19 protein-coding genes are annotated in these 18913 nt (G+C 67.3%); 17 read left to right on the top strand and 2 right to left on the bottom strand.

The genetic code is table 11. The features are described 5' to 3' along the window. Positions 1-237: 237 nt before the first annotated feature. The 7 genes from ABW16_RS03290 to ABW16_RS03260 all read left to right on the top strand — a co-directional run bounded on the left by ABW16_RS03290 (position 238) and on the right by ABW16_RS03260 (position 7746). Positions 238-1731, top strand: a complete 1494-nt coding sequence (locus ABW16_RS03290; protein ID WP_047317609.1) for a glutamate--cysteine ligase family protein — start codon at positions 238-240, stop codon at positions 1729-1731. 10 nt (positions 1732-1741) lie between these two features. Next, positions 1742-2500, top strand: a complete 759-nt coding sequence (locus tag ABW16_RS03285; RefSeq protein ID WP_047317608.1) for a deoxyribonuclease IV — start codon at positions 1742-1744, stop codon at positions 2498-2500. A 1-nt stretch (position 2501) separates the two neighbouring features. Next, positions 2502-3335, top strand: a complete 834-nt coding sequence (locus ABW16_RS03280) for a CE1 family esterase (protein WP_047317607.1) — start codon at positions 2502-2504, stop codon at positions 3333-3335. A gap of 309 nt (positions 3336-3644) precedes the next feature. After that, complete coding sequence (locus tag ABW16_RS03275) at positions 3645-5291, top strand: acyl-CoA dehydrogenase family protein (RefSeq protein WP_047317606.1); 1647 nt, start codon at positions 3645-3647, stop codon at positions 5289-5291. 12 nt (positions 5292-5303) lie between these two features. Beyond that, the gene (locus tag ABW16_RS03270) at positions 5304-6239 is read left to right on the top strand and encodes a crotonase/enoyl-CoA hydratase family protein (RefSeq protein WP_047317605.1); all 936 of its coding nucleotides are present in this window, start codon (positions 5304-5306) and stop codon (positions 6237-6239) included. A gap of 11 nt (positions 6240-6250) precedes the next feature. Then, the gene (locus ABW16_RS03265; RefSeq protein WP_047317604.1) at positions 6251-6985 is read left to right on the top strand and encodes a PaaX family transcriptional regulator C-terminal domain-containing protein; all 735 of its coding nucleotides are present in this window, start codon (positions 6251-6253) and stop codon (positions 6983-6985) included. Further along, a complete protein-coding gene (locus ABW16_RS03260) occupies positions 6982-7746 on the top strand; it encodes a crotonase/enoyl-CoA hydratase family protein (protein WP_047317603.1) in 765 nt (254 codons plus the stop codon). The genes ABW16_RS03265 and ABW16_RS03260 overlap by 4 nt, the downstream gene beginning before the upstream one ends. Before the next feature lie 62 nt (positions 7747-7808). On the opposite strand, the gene ABW16_RS03255 is transcribed toward ABW16_RS03260, so the two are convergent. Both ABW16_RS03255 and ABW16_RS03250 read right to left on the bottom strand, forming a co-directional pair. After that, the gene (locus ABW16_RS03255; RefSeq protein WP_233424680.1) at positions 7809-8219 is read right to left on the bottom strand and encodes a DUF3060 domain-containing protein; all 411 of its coding nucleotides are present in this window, start codon (positions 8217-8219) and stop codon (positions 7809-7811) included. Further along, positions 8216-8581, bottom strand: coding sequence for a DUF3060 domain-containing protein (locus tag ABW16_RS03250; protein ID WP_047317602.1), 366 nt, complete (start codon positions 8579-8581; stop codon positions 8216-8218). Before ABW16_RS03250 ends, ABW16_RS03255 begins: the two co-directional genes overlap by 4 nt. A gap of 140 nt (positions 8582-8721) precedes the next feature. On the opposite strand from ABW16_RS03250, the gene ABW16_RS03245 reads away from it, so the two are divergent. The 10 genes from ABW16_RS03245 to ABW16_RS03200 all read left to right on the top strand — a co-directional run bounded on the left by ABW16_RS03245 (position 8722) and on the right by ABW16_RS03200 (position 18891). Beyond that, entirely contained in the window at positions 8722-9351 is a 630-nt protein-coding gene (locus ABW16_RS03245) for a TetR/AcrR family transcriptional regulator (RefSeq protein WP_047317745.1), read from the top strand. Positions 9352-9616: 265 nt separating this feature from the next. Continuing rightward, positions 9617-9991, top strand: a complete 375-nt coding sequence (gene rpsL / locus ABW16_RS03240) for a 30S ribosomal protein S12 (protein WP_007767794.1) — start codon at positions 9617-9619, stop codon at positions 9989-9991. After that, complete coding sequence (gene rpsG, locus ABW16_RS03235) at positions 9991-10461, top strand: 30S ribosomal protein S7 (protein ID WP_024441009.1); 471 nt, start codon at positions 9991-9993, stop codon at positions 10459-10461. The genes rpsL and rpsG overlap by 1 nt, the downstream gene beginning before the upstream one ends. Before the next feature lie 74 nt (positions 10462-10535). After that, positions 10536-12638, top strand: coding sequence for an elongation factor G (gene fusA / locus ABW16_RS03230; RefSeq protein ID WP_047317601.1), 2103 nt, complete (start codon positions 10536-10538; stop codon positions 12636-12638). A 97-nt stretch (positions 12639-12735) separates the two neighbouring features. Then, positions 12736-13926 carry an elongation factor Tu gene (gene tuf / locus ABW16_RS03225; protein WP_047317600.1) on the top strand — a complete coding sequence of 397 codons (1191 nt, stop codon included), beginning with the start codon at positions 12736-12738 and terminating at the stop codon, positions 13924-13926. Between the two features lie 93 nt (positions 13927-14019). Further along, on the top strand, positions 14020-14832 hold the full coding sequence (locus ABW16_RS03220) for an SHOCT domain-containing protein (protein ID WP_047317744.1): 813 nt from the start codon (positions 14020-14022) through the stop codon (positions 14830-14832). Between the two features lie 47 nt (positions 14833-14879). Continuing rightward, a complete protein-coding gene (locus ABW16_RS03215) occupies positions 14880-15710 on the top strand; it encodes a mycofactocin-coupled SDR family oxidoreductase (RefSeq protein ID WP_082133918.1) in 831 nt (276 codons plus the stop codon). Between the two features lie 30 nt (positions 15711-15740). Beyond that, on the top strand, positions 15741-16922 hold the full coding sequence (locus ABW16_RS03210; RefSeq protein WP_109519446.1) for an NAD(P)/FAD-dependent oxidoreductase: 1182 nt from the start codon (positions 15741-15743) through the stop codon (positions 16920-16922). Between the two features lie 168 nt (positions 16923-17090). Next, positions 17091-18128, top strand: a complete 1038-nt coding sequence (locus tag ABW16_RS03205; RefSeq protein ID WP_047317742.1) for a phosphotransferase family protein — start codon at positions 17091-17093, stop codon at positions 18126-18128. Position 18129: 1 nt separating this feature from the next. Further along, on the top strand, positions 18130-18891 hold the full coding sequence (locus ABW16_RS03200) for an SDR family NAD(P)-dependent oxidoreductase (protein WP_047317598.1): 762 nt from the start codon (positions 18130-18132) through the stop codon (positions 18889-18891). The last annotated feature ends 22 nt before the right edge of the window (positions 18892-18913 follow it).

Below are 18913 nucleotides of genomic sequence, written 5' to 3'. Positions count from 1 at the left end.
GAGTGCGGCTGACTATCGGTTCCGATGACGGTGAGCGACGTTCGCGGCGATTCGCCCGGACTGGTCGCGCGTATCAAAATGCACTTCGATCAGCGTCTGACCGGGTGATCCCTTCGACCGAGCAGACATGAAGGCCCCTTTTCGTAGCCGGAATCGGGGACTTTCATGTCTGCTCGCGGGTTTGGGGCGGGGCCTGCCAGGTTGCGGCCCGCCAGCAGACCGGGTTGCATCGTTGAGATGGGGGACGAAGTCAACCGCACCGCCTACTCCCGCGTCCAGCGCCGGCAGTACCGGCACAAGATTCAGCAGTGCCTGGATGTTTTCGAGACGATGCTGGCACAGTCCAGCTTCGAATGTGAACCGCCGCTGACCGGCATGGAGATCGAGGGCAACCTGATCGGTGAGGACTATCGGCCGGCCATGTCGAACGCCGGCGTGTTGTCGTCGATCGACGATCCGGCGTTTCAACGCGAATTGGGTTCCTACAACATCGAATTCAACGTGCCGCCCCGTCAGCTCACGGCGCTGTCGGCGCTTGATCTGGAAGCCGAGGTACGCGCCAGTCTCAATGCCGCCCAGGCCAAAGCCCGTGCACACGACGCGGGCATCGTCATGATCGGCATCTTGCCGACCCTGATGCCTGAGCACCTGGCCGGTGACTGGATGAGTGACTCGGCACGGTATGCGGCACTCAACGACTCGATCTTCGCCGCGCGCGGTGAGGACATCGGCATCGACATCGATGGCCCGGAACCGCTGAGCCTGCATGTCGAGGACATCGCGCCGGAATCGGCGTGCACCAGCATGCAGTTGCACCTGCAGGTCTCGCCGGCCCACTTCGCCAACCACTGGAACGCCGCCCAGGTGCTGGCCGGACCACAACTGGCGATCGGCGCCAACTCGCCCTACTTCTTCGGCCACCGACTGTGGGCGGAGACCCGGGTCGAGCTGTTCGCCCAGTCCACCGACACCCGCCCCGATGAGCTGAAAAACCAGGGGGTGCGGCCCAGGGTGTGGTTCGGCGAGCGGTGGATCACGTCGATCTTCGACCTCTTCGAGGAGAACGTGCGGTACTTCCCGTCGCTGCTGCCCGAGGTCTCCGAGGAGGACCCGGCCGGCGAACTCGCGCAGGGACGTACCCCGCAACTGGCGGAGCTACGCCTGCACAACGGCACCGTGTACCGCTGGAATCGCCCGGTTTACGACGTCGTCGACGGAAGACCGCACCTACGGGTGGAGAACCGGGTCCTGCCCTCGGGCCCGACGGTCGCCGACATGGTGGCCAATGCGGTCTTCTACTACGGCCTGCTGCGCAGACTGGCCCGCGAGCAGCGTCCGCTGTGGACGCAGATGAGTTTTGCGGTGGCGCACGACAACTTCCGCCGGGCCGCGCGTCACGGCATGGAGGCCCGGCTGTTCTGGCCGGAGCTGGGTGAGGTGAGCGTGGCGGAACTGACGCGGCGCGAGCTGCTGCCGCTGGCCCGCCAGGGCCTGGACGAGTGGGGGGTGGCCGCCGAGGTGAGCGACCGGTTCCTCGGCATCATCGCCGATCGGGTGGCAACGGGGCGCAACGGCGCCACCTGGCAGGTGTCGACGGTCCGCGCGTTGCAGGCCCAGGGCTTGAGCCGGCCGGCCGCGCTGGCCGAGATGCTGCGCCGCTACTGCACGCACATGCATACCAACCAGCCGGTGCACACCTGGCCGATCGAATCCGCATCGTCGCCGGACTAAGCTGGCCGCCGTGTTGATCGGATCCCATGTGCGCCCACAGAATCCGTTGGCCGCCGCCGAAGCCGAGGGCGCCGAGGTGGTGCAGATCTTCCTCGGCAACCCGCAGAGCTGGAAGCCGCCCAAACCCCGCGAGGACGCGGCGCAACTTCGCGCGGCGGCGCTGCCGATCTATGTGCACGCGCCGTACCTGATCAACGTCGCCTCGCCGAACAACCGGGTGCGCATCCCGTCGCGCACCATCCTGCAGCAGACCTGCGACGCTGCCGCCGATATCGGCGGGGCCGCGGTGATCGTGCACGGTGGCCACGTGACCGCCGATGACGACGACCCGCAAGCCGGGTTCGCTCGCTGGCGCAAGGCGCTGGACCGCCTGGAGACGACGGTCCCGGTGTACCTGGAGAACACCGCCGGCGGTGACCACGCGATGACCCGGCGCTTCGACACCATCGCCAAGCTGTGGGACCACATCGGCGACACCGGCGTCGGATTCTGCCTGGACACCTGCCACACCTGGGCGGCCGGGGAATCCCTGCCCGATGCCGTGGAGCGCATCAAGGCCATCACCGGACGCATCGATCTGGTGCACTGCAACGACTCCAAGGACGCGGCCGGCTCCGGGCGGGACCGGCACGCCAACGTCGGTGCCGGCCAGATCGACCCCGACCTGTTGGTCGCAGTGGTCAAGGCCGCCGGCGCCCCGGTGATCTGCGAGACCGCGGAGGAGGGCCGCAAGGCCGACATAGCGTTCCTGCGGGATCGGCTGAGCTGACATGCGGCGCTGGGTGGTGCTGCTCGGCGCCGCGCTGATCATCAGCGGCTGTGTCGCGCCTGGGGTGGCGCAGCCGGCGCCCGACGGCACCAGCGTGCACACCCTGACAGTCGGCGGGCTGCAGCGCTCCTACCGGGTGTATCGGCCGGCCGGTCTGCCGGCGGCGGCGCCGCTGGTGGTCATGCTGCACGGTGGCTTCGGTAGCGCGGCCAACGCTGAACGGCGTTACGGCTGGGACGAATTGGCCGATACGGCGAAATTTGTGGTCGCCTATCCCGACGGTGTGTCGCGGGCGTGGAACACCGGCGGCAACTGCTGCGGGCGTGCTGCCGCCGAGGGCGTCGATGACGTCGGCTTCATCGCAGCGGTGGTGGGCGACGTCGGCCGTGCCGTGGCCATCGACCCGGCGCGGGTCTACGTCACCGGCATGAGCAACGGCGGCATCATGGCCTACACGCTGGCCTGCGCCACCGGGCTGTTCGCCGCTATCGGACCGGTCGCGGCCACCCAGCTCGGGCCCTGCCCGTCCCCGCACCCCACCTCGGTGTTGCACATCCATGGCGCCGCGGACCCCAATATCCGCTACGACGGCGGCCCCGGCGCCGGGGTAGCGCAGATCGACGGTCCGTCGGTCCCGGAGGTGGACGCGTTCTGGCGCACCGTCGATGACTGTGCACCGCCCGTGAGCACCACCGATGGTGCGGTTACCTCCGCGATTGCCGACTGCCCGTCGGGCCGTAGCGTGCAGCTGACCACGATCGCCGGCGGCGGCCACCAGTGGCCGGACTCGGCGACGGCCACCTTGTGGCAGTTCTTCACCGCGCACCCCCGCTGACAAAAAACATCCGTTTTGACTGATTAATCCCCTAGAGGGCGACATCTGGTCGGTTCTGTGCTACAACTTTGCTCAGGCGCCGTGACCACGGCAGCTGCGCACACATCTCAGGACTGGAGGGGGTCCAAATGCCTGAGCGGCACCAGCACGGTGCGGGGGGAGTGCGCAGCGCCTAGTCCGGCGCCCCAAAACGACGGCGGTCACAGCCCGGAACCTCCCGACCCCGGGCTGTGACCGCCGTTTTGTTTGCCGAGCACCAATTTGATTACAGCCCATTGTGCATGCGTGCAAAAACTGTAATATTCGGCTATGGCCGACACGCATATCGTCACCAACCAGGTCCTTCCGCTGGAGGGCTACAACCCGGCGTCGTCCCCGGTCCTCATCGAGGCCCTGATCCGCGAGGGCGGCCAATGGGGCGTCGACGAGGTCACCGACCTGGGGGCGCTGTCCGGGTCCAAACAGGTGCAACGCTGGGGCGAGCTGGCTGACCGCCACCGGCCGGTGCTGCACACCCACGACGTCGTCGGCAACCGGATCGACGAAGTGGAATACGACCCGGCCTACCACGAGTTGATGCGCACTGCGATCGCGCACGGCCTGCACGCTGCGCCGTGGGCCGACCCCCGACCCGGCGCGCACGTCGTCCGCGCCGCCCAAACCGGGGTCTGGACCTCCGAGCCCGGCCACATGTGCCCGATCTCGATGACGTACGCGATCGTGCCCGCGCTGCGAAACAACGCCGAACTCGCCAAGACCTACGAGCCCCTGCTGACCAGCCGGGTCTACGACCCCGAACTGAAGGTGCCGGCCACCAAGGCCGGTATCACCGCGGGCATGTCGATGACCGAAAAGCAGGGCGGCTCCGACGTGCGCGCCGGAACCACCCAGGCGGTGCCGAACGCCGACGGCAGCTACACCCTGACCGGGCACAAGTGGTTCACCTCCGCGCCGATGTGCGACGTGTTCCTGGTGCTCGCGCAGGCGCCCGGAGGCCTGAGCTGCTTCTTCCTGCCCCGGATCCTGCCGGACGGCACCCGCAACCGGATGCGGCTGCAGCGGCTCAAGGACAAGCTCGGCAACCACGCCAACGCCTCCAGTGAGGTCGAGTACGACGGCGCCACCGCCTGGCTGGTGGGTGAGGAGGGCCGCGGGGTCTCGGTCATCATCGAGATGGTCAACCTCACCCGGCTGGACTGTGCGCTGGGCAGCGCCACCAGCATGCGGATGGGACTGGCCCGTGCCACCTACCACGCTCAGCACCGTAAGGCGTTCGGCGCCTACCTGATCGACCAACCGCTGATGCGCAACGTGCTGGCCGATCTGGCCGTCGAGGCCGAGGCCGCGACCATGGTGGCGATGCGGATGGCCGGTGCTACGGACAAGGCGGTCCGCGGCGACGAACGAGAGGGGCTGCTGCGCAGGATCGGGCTGGCGGCCACCAAGTACTGGGTATGCAAGCGCGCCACCCCGCATGCGGCCGAGGCGATGGAGTGCCTGGGCGGCAACGGCTACATCGAGGACACCCTGATGCCGCGGCTGTACCGGGAGGCGCCGCTGATGGGCATCTGGGAGGGGTCGGGCAACGTCAGCGCACTGGACACGCTGCGCGCCCTGGCCACCCAGCCCCAGTCGGCGGCCGTGCTCTTCGACGAGCTGGCCGGCACCACCGGGCAGGACCGCCGGCTTGACGCCCACATCGAGGCGCTGAAGGCCCAATTGGCCAGCCTCACCGACGGCCGCGATCTTGACGCCGCTCAGCACCAGGCCCGCAAGATCGCCGAGGACATCTGCCTGGCGCTGCAGGGTTCGCTGCTGGTGCGCCACGGACACCCGGCTGTGGCCGAGGCGTTCTTGGCGACCCGACTCGACGGGCAGTGGGGCGGGGCGTTCGGTACCCTTCCGGCGAGCCTGGACCTGGGGCCGATCATCGAGCGTGCCTTGGTCAAAGGCTGAGGCCGGCTGTCCATGCGGCACCACATCGCCCCGGTTGAATTCGACAACCTGCGGACGATGACCTACGAGGTCACCGACCGCATCGCCCGGATCACCTTCAACCGCCCGGAGCACGGCAACGCGATCACCGCTGACACCCCGCTGGAACTGTCGGCGCTGGTGGAGCGGGCCGATCTGGATCCGAACGTGCACGTGATCCTCGTGTCGGGACGCGGCGAGGGATTCTGCGCCGGTTTCGACCTCGGTGCCTACGCCGAGGGTTCGTCGTCGGCGGGCGGCGAAAACTACCGGGGCAGTGTGCTCGACGGCAAGACGCAGGCGACCAACCATCGCCCGGATCAGCCGTGGGACCCGATGATCGACTATCAGATGATGAGCCGTTTCGTCCGCGGGTTCGCCTCGCTGATGCACGCCGACAAACCCACTGTGGTCAAGATCCACGGCTACTGCGTAGCCGGCGGCACCGATATCGCACTGCATGCCGACCAAGTGATCGCAGCATCCGACGCCAAGATCGGTTACCCCCCGATGCGGGTATGGGGGGTGCCGGCGGCCGGGCTGTGGGCGCACCGGCTCGGCGACCAGCGCGCCAAGCGACTGCTGCTGACTGGAGACTGCATCACCGGAGCGCAGGCCGCCGAGTGGGGTCTGGCGATCGAGGCCCCCGACCCAGCCGATCTCGACGAGCGCACCGAACGCCTGGTGGCCCGTATCGCCGCGATGCCGGTCAACCAGCTGATCATGGCCAAGCTCGCGCTCAACACCGCACTGCTGCAGCAGGGTGTGGCCACCAGCCGGATGGTCAGCACCGTGTTCGACGGGGTGGCGCGGCACACCCCGGAGGGGCACGCATTCGTGGCCGACGCGGTGGCGCACGGGTTCCGCGACGCGGTCCGGCACCGCGACGAGCCGTTCGGGGACTACGGCCGAAAGGCCTCCGGGGTCTAGGGTGGCACACGATGCCCACCACGCCAGCACGGATGACGGCGCGCTCCGTGGTGCTGTCGGTGCTGTTGGGGGCCCACCCCGCTTCGGCGACCCCGGCTGAATTGCTCAGATTCACCGCGGATTTCGGTATCAAGGAAACCGCCATGCGGGTGGCGCTGACCCGACTGGTCGCTGCGGGGGACCTGGTCCGCTCCGTCGACGGCTACGGGCTGTCCGAGCGGCTGTTGGAGCGGCAGCGTAGGCAGGACGCGGCGCTTGATCCGCAGACCAAGCGCTGGAGCGGGGACTGGCTGGCAGTGGTGATCACGAGCATCGGCTGCGACGCGCGGACCAGGGCCGCCCTGCGTGCTGGGCTGTCCGACCGGAGGTTCGCCGAACTGCGCGAAGGGTTTTGGATGCGCCCGGACAACCTCGATGTCGAGTTGGGCGATCGCCTCAGCAGCTACACCAGGCTGCTCATCGCACGCGACGAGCAGCCGGCCGAGCTGGCTGCCAAGCTGTGGGATCTGGACGGTTGGGCGCGCACCGGACACGAGTTGCTCACGGCGATGGCCGACGCCGAAGACGTACCCGCCCGCTTCGTCGTTGCCGCGGCCATGGTCCGCCACCTTCGCGGCGACCCGGTGTTGCCGCCGGAACTGCTTCCGCCGGACTGGCCGGGGGCACGGATCCGCAGTCGCTACGCGGAGTTTGCCCAAGAACTGGCTTCACGACGTGACGCAGGCCAACGAGCGGAGGTGCTATGAGTAACGCAGTGCGGGTGGAGCGCAGCGGCCCCGTCACCACGGTGATCCTGGACCGGCCGCATGCGCGCAACGCCGTCGACGGCCCGACCGCCGCCGCGCTGTATCAGGCCTTCGACGAATTCGACCGCGACCAGACCGCGTCGGTGGCCGTGCTGTGGGGAGACCACGGAACCTTTTGCGCGGGAGCCGACCTCAAAGCCTTGGGTACGCCGAACGCCAATCAGACCCATCGCAGCGGGCCGGGGCCGATGGGTCCGACCCGAATGATGTTGTCCAAACCGGTGATTGCGGCGGTCAGCGGTTACGCGGTGGCCGGTGGCCTGGAGTTGGCGCTGTGGTGCGACATGCGGGTGGTGGAGGCCGACGCGACTTTCGGCGTCTTCTGCCGGCGCTGGGGGGTGCCGCTCATCGACGGCGGCACCGTGCGGCTGCCCAGACTGATCGGCCACAGTCGCGCCATGGACATGATCCTCACCGGCCGTGCGGTGAACGCCGAGGAGGCGCTGGCGATCGGGTTGGCCAATCGGGTTGTCCCCACCGGCGAGGCTCGTTCGGCAGCCGAGCAGCTGGCCCTCGAACTGGCCGAGCTGCCGCAGGGCTGCCTGCGCTCGGACCGGTTGTCGGCGCTGCGGCAGTGGGGCATGGCCGAGTCCCATGCGATGGATCAGGAATTCGAGAGCATCGAGCGGGTGGCCGACGAGGCGCTGCGCGGGGCGGGCCGGTTCGCCGGCGGGGCCGGCCGCCACGGCGCTAAAGCCTGACGCCGGTGGCCCGCTTCGCCCGGCTCCGCCGCGCTTGCGACCACCGGGAAGCCTGACGCCGCTCAGCGCTTGTCGGCGATGGTGTTACCCGACCCGCGGTTGTCGACCTTCGGATCGCCCCCGCGGTAGGTGATGGAATTGTTGAGCCCGGTGATCGTCAGCGTCTTGTCGATGCGCTCGATGGTGATGCGGTTGTCGGCGCCGGCTACGTTCACCACCTCGCAGCGGCCCCGGACCGTCAGCTTGTTGTTCGAACCGGCCACATTCAGCGATTTGCCGTCGGCGCAGTCCACCGCCGATGTGGCGCCGAACGACTCATAGCTGATCGTGTTGGAGAACCGCCCGTCGTAGTTCTTGGTGATCCGAGCGGACCTGGGCGGCGCCTCCGACTCGCAGCCGGTGAGCGCGACCGCAAGCAGCGCCAGTGCGCCGGCCAGCAGCGAGCAGGGGTTGATGCGGAGAACGTGGGTCACGCCGGTACGCGTTGGAGCCGGTTCGTCATCCCCAGCTCGCGTCCGCGGTCGAACAGCAGCGGGTCGCCGTTGTGGTAGTACACGGTCGTGTCGTTGCCGTAGACGGTGACGTCGTTGACGATGGTGTCGGCGATCACGGTGTTCTGTGAGCCCTGTGTGGTCACCGCCCAGCAGGTTCCCATCGCGTGGATGGTGAGGTTGACGCCGTTGATGAACAGCGTCCCGCCGTTGCAGTCCAGGGTGTGGGTCTCGTGCACACCGTAGATGTGGATGTCGCCGGGCACGGCTTGCGCGCCCGCGGCACCCCCCAGTGAACCGGCGGCCAGACCCAGCAGCGCACCAGCCAGCGCGGTCCATTTCATCTCCGAGCCCCTCTCGCCGGACGCAATCTCGGCAAAGCTTACGTCGCACCAGCTGGCGCGTACTCGGGTTCCCCTACTAATCGGTCGATTAGAGTTCTGTGCTGATCTCCTCCTTCCGCACGATCCGAAGGGCCTACGCCATGTCAGCTCGACCAGACCCGCCCACAGCGGGGGGTCGCTCGCGCGCCAACGGCAAATCGGGGGCGCGCCCGGTCAAGCTGAGCCGCGACGTCATCGTCAACGCCGCCCTGAACTTCCTGGACCGTGAGGGCTGGGACGCGCTGACCATCAACGCGTTGGCCACCCAGCTGGGCACCAAGGGTCCGTCGCTGTACAACCACGTGCACAGCCTCAATGACCTGCGCCGCGCCATGCGCATGCGGGTCATCGACGACATTCTGGAGATGCTGACCCAGGTCGGCCAGGGTCGCGCCCGCGACGACGCGGTGCTGGTGATGGCCGGGGCCTACCGCAGCTATGCCCACCATCACCCGGGCCGGTATTCGGCGTTCACCCGGATGCCCCTGGGCGGCGACGACCCGGAGTACACCGCCGCGGCCACCCGGGCCGCCGCCCCGGTCATCGAGGTGTTGGCGTCCTACGGACTCGAAGGGGACCGGGCGTTTCACGCGGCGCTGGAGTTCTGGGCGGCGATGCACGGATTTGTCCTGTTGGAGATGACCGGCGTGATGGATGACGTGGACACCGACGCCGTCTTCGCCGACATGGTGCGCAGGCTGGCTTCGGCGATGGACAGCCGCACCGAGTAGCCGCTGAGCGGGACTAGTGGGGTCAGAGGGGCCGGTTGGTCGCGCTTTGACCTGCCGGAGTGCTGCCGGGTATTGTGGTAGCTCGTGCCTGGCCACCGAGGCGCGTTTGGTGACATAACGCGCGCGCCTGGCCCAATTCGCATGTCCATTATGCAGCGGAGGAATCCGCAGCGGCCCATGCGACACGCCCGACCGCGGGGTAGCGGTGGGGCACAGACCTGCAGGATTTACGACAGTTTTGAACAGCGATATAGGAAGCCGGTAGATGCCAACCATTCAGCAGCTGGTCCGTAAGGGTCGCCGCGACAAGGTCGCCAAGGTGAAGACCGCGGCCCTCAAGGGCAGCCCGCAGCGTCGAGGCGTGTGCACCCGCGTGTACACCACCACCCCGAAGAAGCCGAACTCGGCGCTTCGCAAGGTGGCGCGCGTGAAGCTGACCAGCCAGGTGGAGGTGACCGCCTACATCCCGGGTGAGGGCCACAACCTGCAGGAGCACTCGATGGTGCTGGTGCGTGGTGGTCGTGTGAAGGACCTGCCGGGTGTGCGCTACAAGATCATCCGCGGCTCGCTGGACACCCAGGGAGTCAAGAACCGCAAGCAGGCCCGCAGCCGCTACGGCGCGAAGAAGGAGAAGAGCTGATGCCGCGCAAGGGCCCCGCACCCAAGCGTCCGCTGGTCAACGACCCCGTCTACGGGTCCCAGCTGGTCACCCAGCTGGTCAACAAGGTGCTGCTGGACGGCAAGAAGTCGCTGGCTGAGCGCATCGTCTACGGCGCTCTCGAGCAGGCTCGGGACAAGACCGGCACCGACCCGGTCGTGACGCTCAAGCGCGCGATGGACAACGTCAAGCCGGCCCTTGAGGTTCGCAGCCGCCGCGTCGGTGGTGCCACCTACCAGGTTCCGGTCGAGGTGCGCGCCGAGCGCTCCACCACGCTGGCGCTGCGCTGGCTGGTGAGCTTCTCGCGGGCTCGCCGGGAGAAGACCATGATCGAGCGCCTGGCCAACGAGATCCTCGACGCCAGCAACGGCCTGGGTGCTGCCGTCAAGCGGCGTGAAGACACCCACAAGATGGCCGAGGCCAACCGGGCGTTCGCGCACTACCGCTGGTGATCACGTCGGCCTCAGCGGCCGACGCACCTGCGACAACAAGCAATTGAAGTAACCGAAAGAGTGGGAAGACTGCTGTGGCACAGGATGTGCTGACTGACCTGAACAAGGTCCGCAATATCGGCATCATGGCGCACATCGATGCGGGTAAGACGACGACGACCGAGCGGATCCTGTACTACACCGGCGTCAACTACAAGATCGGTGAGACGCACGACGGCGCCTCCACGACCGACTGGATGGAGCAGGAGCAGGAGCGCGGCATCACCATCACCTCCGCCGCGGTGACCTGCTTCTGGAACAAGAACCAGATCAACATCATCGACACCCCGGGCCACGTCGACTTCACCGTCGAGGTGGAGCGGTCCCTGCGTGTCCTTGATGGCGCCGTTGCCGTGTTCGACGGCAAGGAGGGCGTGGAGCCGCAGTCCGAGCAGGTGTGGCGGCAGGCCGACAAGTACGACGTGCCCCGGATCTGCTTCGTCAACAAGATGGACAAGCTCGGTGCGGACTTCTACTTCACCGTGCGCACCATCGAGGAGCGCCTCGGTGCCCGTCCGCTGGTGATCCAGCTGCCGATCGGCGCGGAGAACGACTTCGAGGGCATCGTCGACCTGGTCGAGATGAACGCCAAGGTGTGGCGCGGCGAGACCAAGCTCGGTGAGACCTACGAGACCATCGAGATCCCGGCCGACCTGGCCGACAAGGCCGAGGAGTACCGCACTGCGCTGATCGAGGCGGTCGCCGAGACCGACGAGGCGCTGCTGGAGAAGTACCTCGGCGGCGAGGAGCTCTCGATCGAGGAGATCAAGGGCGGCATCCGCAAGCTGACGGTCTCTTCGGAGCTGTACCCGGTGCTGTGCGGCAGCGCGTTCAAGAACAAGGGTGTCCAGCCGATGCTGGACGCGGTGATCGACTACCTGCCGTCACCGCTGGACGTCGAGTCGGTGCAGGGCCACGTGCCCGGCAAGGAAGACGAGATCATCAGCCGCAAGCCCAGCATCGACGAGCCGTTCTCGGCGCTGGCGTTCAAGATCGCGGTGCACCCGTTCTTCGGCAAGCTCACCTACGTCCGGGTGTACTCGGGCAAGGTGGAGTCCGGCGCTCAGGTGGTCAACTCGACCAAGGGCAAGAAGGAGCGGCTGGGCAAGCTGTTCCAGATGCACTCCAACAAGGAGAACCCGGTCGAATCGGTTTCTGCCGGCCACATCTACGCGGTGATCGGCCTCAAGGACACCACCACCGGCGACACGCTCTGCGACCCGGCCAACCAGATCGTGCTGGAGTCGATGACGTTCCCGGCTCCGGTCATCGAGGTGGCCATCGAGCCCAAGACCAAGAGCGACCAGGAGAAGCTGAGCCTGGCGATCCAGAAGCTGGCCGAAGAGGACCCGACCTTCAAGGTGCACCTCGACCAGGAGACCGGCCAGACCGTGATCGGCGGCATGGGCGAACTGCACCTGGACATCCTGGTGGACCGCATGCGCCGCGAGTTCAAGGTCGAGGCCAACGTCGGCAAGCCGCAGGTGGCCTACAAGGAGACCATCCGCCGCAAGGTCGAGAAGGTCGAATACACCCACAAGAAGCAGACGGGTGGTTCGGGCCAGTTCGCGAAGGTCCTCATCGACGTCGAGCCCTTCACCGGCGAAGACGGCGCGACCTACGAGTTCGAGAACAAGGTCACCGGCGGGCGCGTGCCTCGCGAGTACATCCCCGCGGTGGACGCCGGGGCCCAGGACGCCATGCAGTACGGCGTGCTGGCCGGCTACCCGCTGGTCAACATCAAGGTCACCCTGATCGACGGTCAGTACCACGACGTCGATTCCTCCGAGATGGCCTTCAAGGTGGCCGGCTCGCAGGCGCTGAAGAAGGCTGCCGCTGCCGCGCAGCCGGTGATCCTGGAACCGATCATGGCCGTTGAGGTCACCACGCCCGAGGACTACATGGGCGACGTGATCGGCGACCTGAACTCCCGCCGTGGCCAGATCCAGGCCATGGAGGAGCGCAGCGGTGCGCGCGTCGTCAAGGCGCAGGTGCCGCTGTCAGAGATGTTCGGCTACGTCGGAGACCTGCGGTCGAAGACCCAGGGCCGGGCGAACTACTCCATGGTTTTCGACTCCTACGCTGAAGTGCCGGCGCAGGTGGCGAAGGAGATCATCGCGAAGGCAACGGGCGAGTAAGTAGCTGCCCGCCCGTGCCGCTACGGTGGCACAAACACAAACCCAAAAAGTTCAATCCTGCTGTAACCCAGCACCAACAAGTCCAGGAGGACAAGAAGTGGCGAAGGCGAAGTTCGAGCGGACGAAGCCGCACGTCAACATCGGGACCATCGGTCACGTTGACCACGGCAAGACCACGCTGACCGCGGCTATCACCAAGGTTCTGCACGACAAGTACCCGGACCTGAACGAGTCGCGTGCGTTCGACCAGATCGACAACGCTCCCGAAGAGCGTCAGCGCGGTATCACGATCAACATCTCCCACGTGGAGTACCAGACCGAGAAGCGGCACTACGCCCACGTCGACGCGCCGGGCCACGCCGACTACATCAAGAACATGATCACCGGTGCCGCCCAGATGGACGGCGCGATCCTGGTGGTCGCGGCCACCGACGGCCCGATGCCGCAGACCCGCGAGCACGTGCTGCTGGCCCGTCAGGTCGGTGTGCCCTACATCCTGGTGGCGCTGAACAAGTCCGACATGGTCGACGACGAGGAGCTCCTCGAGCTCGTCGAGATGGAGGTCCGCGAGCTGCTGGGTGCCCAGGAGTTCGACGAGGAGGCCCCGGTGGTTCGGGTGTCGGCTCTGAAGGCGCTCGAGGGCGACGCGAAGTGGGTCAAGTCCGTCGAGGATCTGATGGACGCCGTCGACGAGTCCATCCCGGACCCGGTCCGCGAGACCGACAAGCCGTTCCTGATGCCGGTTGAGGACGTGTTCACGATCACCGGTCGTGGCACCGTGGTCACCGGTCGTGTCGAGCGTGGCGTGATCAACGTGAACGAGGAAGTCGAGATCGTCGGCATCCGTCCGGACACCACCAAGACCACCGTCACCGGTGTGGAGATGTTCCGCAAGCTGCTGGACCAGGGTCAGGCTGGTGACAACGTCGGTCTGCTGATCCGTGGTATCAAGCGTGAGGACGTCGAGCGTGGCCAGGTTGTGGTCAAGCCCGGCACCACCACCCCGCACACCGAGTTCGAGGGTCAGGCCTACATCCTGTCCAAGGACGAGGGTGGTCGCCACACGCCGTTCTTCAACAACTACCGTCCGCAGTTCTACTTCCGCACCACCGACGTGACCGGTGTGGTGAGCCTGCCGGAGGGTACCGAGATGGTGATGCCCGGTGACAACACCGAGATGACCGTCAAGCTGATCCAGCCCGTCGCCATGGACGAGGGTCTGCGGTTCGCCATCCGTGAGGGTGGTCGTACCGTCGGCGCCGGCCGGGTCACCAAGATCATCAAGTAGTTCCTGCACGACCAGACGCAAAATCCCCCTTTTCCTCCGAGGAAAAGGGGGATTTTGCGTCTGCTCGGCACGCGAGTGTTGGACGCTGGTCACGTGTTGTGGCGATACGTGAAGGCACAGTTGCTCGTGCTGTTGTGCGGAGGCATGGTCGGGCCCATCTTCCTGATCGCCTACTACGCCCTCGGCGAATACGAGATGACGCGGTGGATGTACTACAGCGGTATCGCGATCACGGTGGCCGATGTGCTGGTGGCCATTGCGCTGGCGTATTTCGGGGCGAGATCGGCGAGCAATGCCGCCCTGCTGGAACGCGACGGGGTGTTGGCGCTCGCGCAGATCAACGGCATCACCGAGACCGGCACCCGGATCAACGACCAGCCGCTGGTCAAGTTGCAGTTGCACATCGCCGGGCCGGGTCTGACGCCGATGGACACCGAGGACCGGGTCATCGCCAGCGTCAGCCGATTGGGGAACATCACCGCCCGCAAGCTGGTGGTCCAGGTCGACCCGGTCAGCGGCAAGCACCTGATCGACTGGGAACGCAGCGCTGTGGTCAATGGGCTGGTGCCTGCGCAGTTCACCGTCGCCGAAGACGGCCAGACCTACGACTTGAGCGGGCAGTCCGGTCCGCTGATGGAGATCCTGCAGCTGCTCAAGTCCCACGGCGTGGGTCTGAACCAGATGGTCGACGTGCGGACGAACCCCGCACTGCGACAGCAGATCAGCGCGGTGGTGCGCCGAGCGGTCGCTCAGCAGTCGGCGGCCGGCGAGCCCGCAGCTGCGCCGGTCGTCGAGCAGGCGTCCGTCGGCGAGCGGTTGCAGGAGCTGTCGGCACTGCACGCGGCGGGAACGGTGACCGATGAAGAGTACGCACAGAAACGGGCCCAGATCATCGCCGACCTCTGAGGCACCGAATTAGAACACGTTCCATAAACAGCTGCTAGCCTCGTCGGGTGAGCGAGAGCCAGAACCACAATCTGCAGGGCAAGGTGGCCTTTGTTACCGGCGCGGCGCGCGGCCAAGGTCGTTCGCACGCGGTCCGGCTGGCGGCCGCCGGTGCCGACATCATCGCCGCCGACATCTGCGCCCCGGCGTCGGACTGCATCACCTACCCGGCGGCCACGCCCGAGGAATTCGCCGAGATGGTCAGCGCGGTCGAGGCCCAGGGCCGCAAGGTGCTGGCCCGCCCGGTCGACGTCCGCGACGACGAAGCGCTGCGCAACTTGGTCAACGACGGAGTCGAGCAGTTCGGCCGCCTCGACGTGGTGGTGGCCAACGCCGGTGTGCTGAGCTGGGGCCGGCTGTGGGAGCTCACCGACGAGCAGTGGAACACCGTCATCGACGTGAACCTGACCGGCACCTGGCGCACCATCCGGGCGGCGGTGCCGGCGATGATCGAGGCCGGCAACGGCGGTTCGATCGTGATCGTCAGCTCGTCGGCCGGGCTGAAGGCCACGCCCGGCAACGGCCACTACGCGGCGAGCAAGCACGCCCTGGTGGCTCTCACCAACACGCTGGCCCTCGAGGTAGGGGCGTACCGGATCCGGGTCAACTCGATTCACCCCTACTCGGTGGACACCCCGATGATCGAGCCGCAGGTAATGGCCGAGATCTTCCGCGAACGCCCCGACTACCTCCACGCCTTCCCCCCGATGCCGCTGCACCCGCCATCGTTCATGACCTCTGACCAGGTCTCCGACGTGGTGGTTTGGTTGGCCGGTGATGGCTCTGGAATCCTGACGGGAGTCCAGATCCCGGTCGACAAGGGCGCGCTCAAGTACTGATCGCCCCGGGCCGGAAGAAACAGGGGGATCGTGGTGCCCGACAACGGGATCGTTATCGTCGGCGGCGGCCTGGCGGCCGTTCGCACGGCCGAGGAATTGCGGCGCGAAGAATACGCGGGGCCGATCACCATCGTCTCCGATGAGACTCGCCCGCCCTATGACCGGCCGCCGCTGACCAAGGAGGTGCTGCGCGGCGAGCGCGACGACACCACGCTGGAGTCGCCGGAGTTCTACGCCTCCCGCGACATCGGCCTGCGGCTGGGCTGCGGTGCGCGCAGCGTGGACACCGCGGCGCAATCGGTGACGCTGGCCGACGGCACCGTGCTGGGCTACGACCAACTCGTGATCGCCACCGGTCTGGTGCCGCGGCGTATCCCGAGCTTCGGCGACCTGGACGGCATCCGGGTGGTCCGGTCTTTCGAGGACAGTCTGGCGCTGCGCGACGACGCGGCCGGCGCCAGCCGGGCGGTGGTGATCGGCGCGGGATTCATCGGCTGTGAGGCGGCGGCCAGCCTGCGTAAGCTGGGCGTGGACGTGGTGCTGGTCGAGCCGCAGCCCACCCCGCTGGCGGCCGTGCTCGGTGAGCAGATCGGCGAACTGGTGGCGCGGCTGCACCGGACCAACGGCGTCGACGTCCGCGGCGGCGTCGGCGTCGCCGAGGTTCGCGGCACGGGCCGCGTCGAGACCGTCGTGCTCACCGACGGCACCGAACTGGCTGCCGACGTGGTGGTGCTCGGCGTCGGTTCGCGGCCGGCGACCCAGTGGCTGGACGGCTGCGGGATCGACCTCGACAACGGGGTGGTGTGCGACGCGACCGGGCGCACCAGTGTGCCGAACGTGTGGGCCGTCGGCGATGTGGCGTTCTGGCGGGGCCGCGACGGGCATCAGGTGCGCGTCGAGCACTGGAGCAATGTCGTCACCCAGGTGCGGGTGATGGTCCCGACCATGCTGGGCCGGGAGTCGCTGCACGACGTGGCGGTGCCCGCGTACTTCTGGAGCGACCAGTACGACGTGAAGATCCAGTGCCTGGGTGAGCCGGAGGCCACCGACACCGTGCACCTGGTCGAGGACGACGGCCACAAGTTCCTGGCCTACTACGAGCGCAACGGTGTGTTGTCCGGTGTGGTCGGCGCGGGCCGGCCCGGCAAGGTGATGGGTGCGCGGGCCAAGATCGCCGCGGGCGCCCCGATCTCCGAGGTGCTCAGCGCGTAGCGATCTTTACTTGGCGCGAGCGCCATTTGCGCGAGCGGGCGTGTTTGCTCGGCGACACGCGGTGTTGGGCGTACAAGCATGCACTCTCGCGGACCAGAAAATCCACAAAGCCCTTCCCTTTTCGCCGGAGAACGATATTCTCCATACGGAGATCGGGAGGTGCAGGCGATGGCTGAATCACAGCTCGATGCTGCGGCGTTGGGGCGATGGCTCGACGCTCATGGCGCCCCCGGGGACGGCGAACCGACCGTCCTGGAACCGCTGACCGGCGGCTCGCAGAACACCCTCTACCGGCTCCGCCGGGGCGAGGCCACGATGGTGCTGCGAATGCCGGGCGCCCGGGCGGACGCCGCCCGCATCGACGGGTTGCGGCGCGAGATCCGACTGGTGCGGGCGCTGTCGGGCACTGATGTCCCGCATGCGGAGTTGGTCGCCGCCGACGACACCGGCGACCTGCTGGGCGCACCGTTCTACGTGATGGCCGAGGTGCGCGGCTGGAACTCCACCGGAAACGCCTGGCCGGCGCCGTTCGACACCGACCTGACCGCCCGCCGCGGGCTGGCCTTCGAGCTGGTCGAGGGCGCCGCCCGCCTCGGCCGAGTGGACTGGCGGGCGCAGGGCCTCGAGGGATTCGGACGCCCGGACGGATTCCACGAACGCCAGGTCGATCGCTGGCTGGCGTTCCTGGACAGCTACCGGGTGCGCGACCTGCCGGGCCTGGACGAGGCCGCGGACTGGCTGCGCCGCAACCGGCCGGCGCACTACACGCCGGGAATCATGCACGGCGACTATCAGTTCGCCAATGTGATGTACGCCCACGGCGCGCCCGCGAAACTGGTCGCGATCATCGACTGGGAGATGACGACCATCGGCGACCCACTGCTGGACCTGGCCTGGGCTCTACTCGGCTACGACGGCGAAAACCCGCGCACCCAAGGGTATTACGCCGACCTGGCCGGAATGCCGACCCGCAGTGAGCTGCTGGCTCATTATGAGAGGGTGAGCGGGTTGTCGACGGAGAACATCGACTACTACCTGGTGCTGGCCAACTGGAAGCTGGGCATCGTGCTGGAGAAGACCTACGCCGCCTCGGTCACCGGTGACCGGGTGGACCCGAAGATCGCCGCCGCCATGGGGCCGATGATCCCGCAGTTGATCTCCAAGGCGGCCGAACTGGCCGCTTCGCTGCCCGCAAGGCGTGCCTGACATGGGTTATGCGGATTCGCTCTTCGACCTGACCGGTCGGGTGGTGCTGGTCACCGGCGGCAGCCGCGGTCTGGGGCGCGAGATGGCGCTGGCGGCCGCCCGCTGCGGCGCCGACGTGCTGATCGCCAGCCGCAAACTCGAGGCGTGCCAGGCCACCGCCGCCGAGATCGAGGCCGAGACGGGGCGCACCGCAATGCCGTATGCGGTGCACGTCGGGCGCTGGGATCAGCTCGACGGCTTGGTCGACGCGGCCTATGAGCGGTTCGGCCGGGTCGATGTGCTGGTCAACAACGCGGGTATGTCACCGGTCTACGACAAGCAGACCGACGTCACCGAGAAGATGTTCGACGCCGTGGTCAACCTGAATCTCAAAGGGCCGTTTCGGTTGTCGGCGTTGATCGGTGAACGGATGGTGGCCGCGGGCCGGGGATCGATCATCAACGTCAGCACCCACGGATCGATTCGCCCACACCCGTCGTTCATCCCCTACGCCGCGTCCAAGGCCGGGCTCAACGTCATGACCGAAGCGCTGGCCCAGGCGTTCGGCCCCACGGTCCGGGTCAACACCTTGATGCCCGGCCCGTTTCTGACCGACATCTCCAAGGCGTGGAATTTCGGGGAAGCCGATAACCCGTTTGGCGCCGCCGCATTGCAGCGCGCCGGGAATCCGCCCGAGATCGTCGGCGCAGCACTGTTTTTGATGTCGGACGCCTCCAGCTTCACCACCGGCTCGATCGTGCGGGCCGACGGCGGCAGTGTCTGATTCACCCCTGATAAGGAGCAAA

This window comes from Mycolicibacter heraklionensis (assembly GCF_001021505.1).
Taxonomy (GTDB): Bacteria; Actinomycetota; Actinomycetes; order Mycobacteriales; family Mycobacteriaceae; genus Mycobacterium; species Mycobacterium heraklionense.
This window is presented reverse-complemented; position numbering and strand designations above follow the sequence as displayed.

What these genes read in the sequence shown, in the direction of transcription:
- ABW16_RS03280 (WP_047317607.1), top strand. Translation starts at nt 2,502, where the DNA reads ATGCGGCGCTGGGTGGTGCTGCTCGGCGCCGCGCTGATCATCAGCGGC.
- ABW16_RS03265 (WP_047317604.1), top strand. Translation starts at nt 6,251, where the DNA reads ATGCCCACCACGCCAGCACGGATGACGGCGCGCTCCGTGGTGCTGTCG.
- ABW16_RS03260 (WP_047317603.1), top strand. Translation starts at nt 6,982, where the DNA reads ATGAGTAACGCAGTGCGGGTGGAGCGCAGCGGCCCCGTCACCACGGTG.
- rpsG (WP_024441009.1), top strand. Translation starts at nt 9,991, where the DNA reads ATGCCGCGCAAGGGCCCCGCACCCAAGCGTCCGCTGGTCAACGACCCC.
- ABW16_RS03250 (WP_047317602.1), bottom strand. Translation starts at nt 8,581, where the DNA reads ATGAAATGGACCGCGCTGGCTGGTGCGCTGCTGGGTCTGGCCGCCGGT.
- ABW16_RS03245 (WP_047317745.1), top strand. Translation starts at nt 8,722, where the DNA reads ATGTCAGCTCGACCAGACCCGCCCACAGCGGGGGGTCGCTCGCGCGCC.
- ABW16_RS03270 (WP_047317605.1), top strand. Translation starts at nt 5,304, where the DNA reads ATGCGGCACCACATCGCCCCGGTTGAATTCGACAACCTGCGGACGATG.
- rpsL (WP_007767794.1), top strand. Translation starts at nt 9,617, where the DNA reads ATGCCAACCATTCAGCAGCTGGTCCGTAAGGGTCGCCGCGACAAGGTC.
- ABW16_RS03275 (WP_047317606.1), top strand. Translation starts at nt 3,645, where the DNA reads ATGGCCGACACGCATATCGTCACCAACCAGGTCCTTCCGCTGGAGGGC.
- ABW16_RS03205 (WP_047317742.1), top strand. Translation starts at nt 17,091, where the DNA reads ATGGCTGAATCACAGCTCGATGCTGCGGCGTTGGGGCGATGGCTCGAC.
- ABW16_RS03290 (WP_047317609.1), top strand. Translation starts at nt 238, where the DNA reads ATGGGGGACGAAGTCAACCGCACCGCCTACTCCCGCGTCCAGCGCCGG.
- ABW16_RS03200 (WP_047317598.1), top strand. Translation starts at nt 18,130, where the DNA reads ATGGGTTATGCGGATTCGCTCTTCGACCTGACCGGTCGGGTGGTGCTG.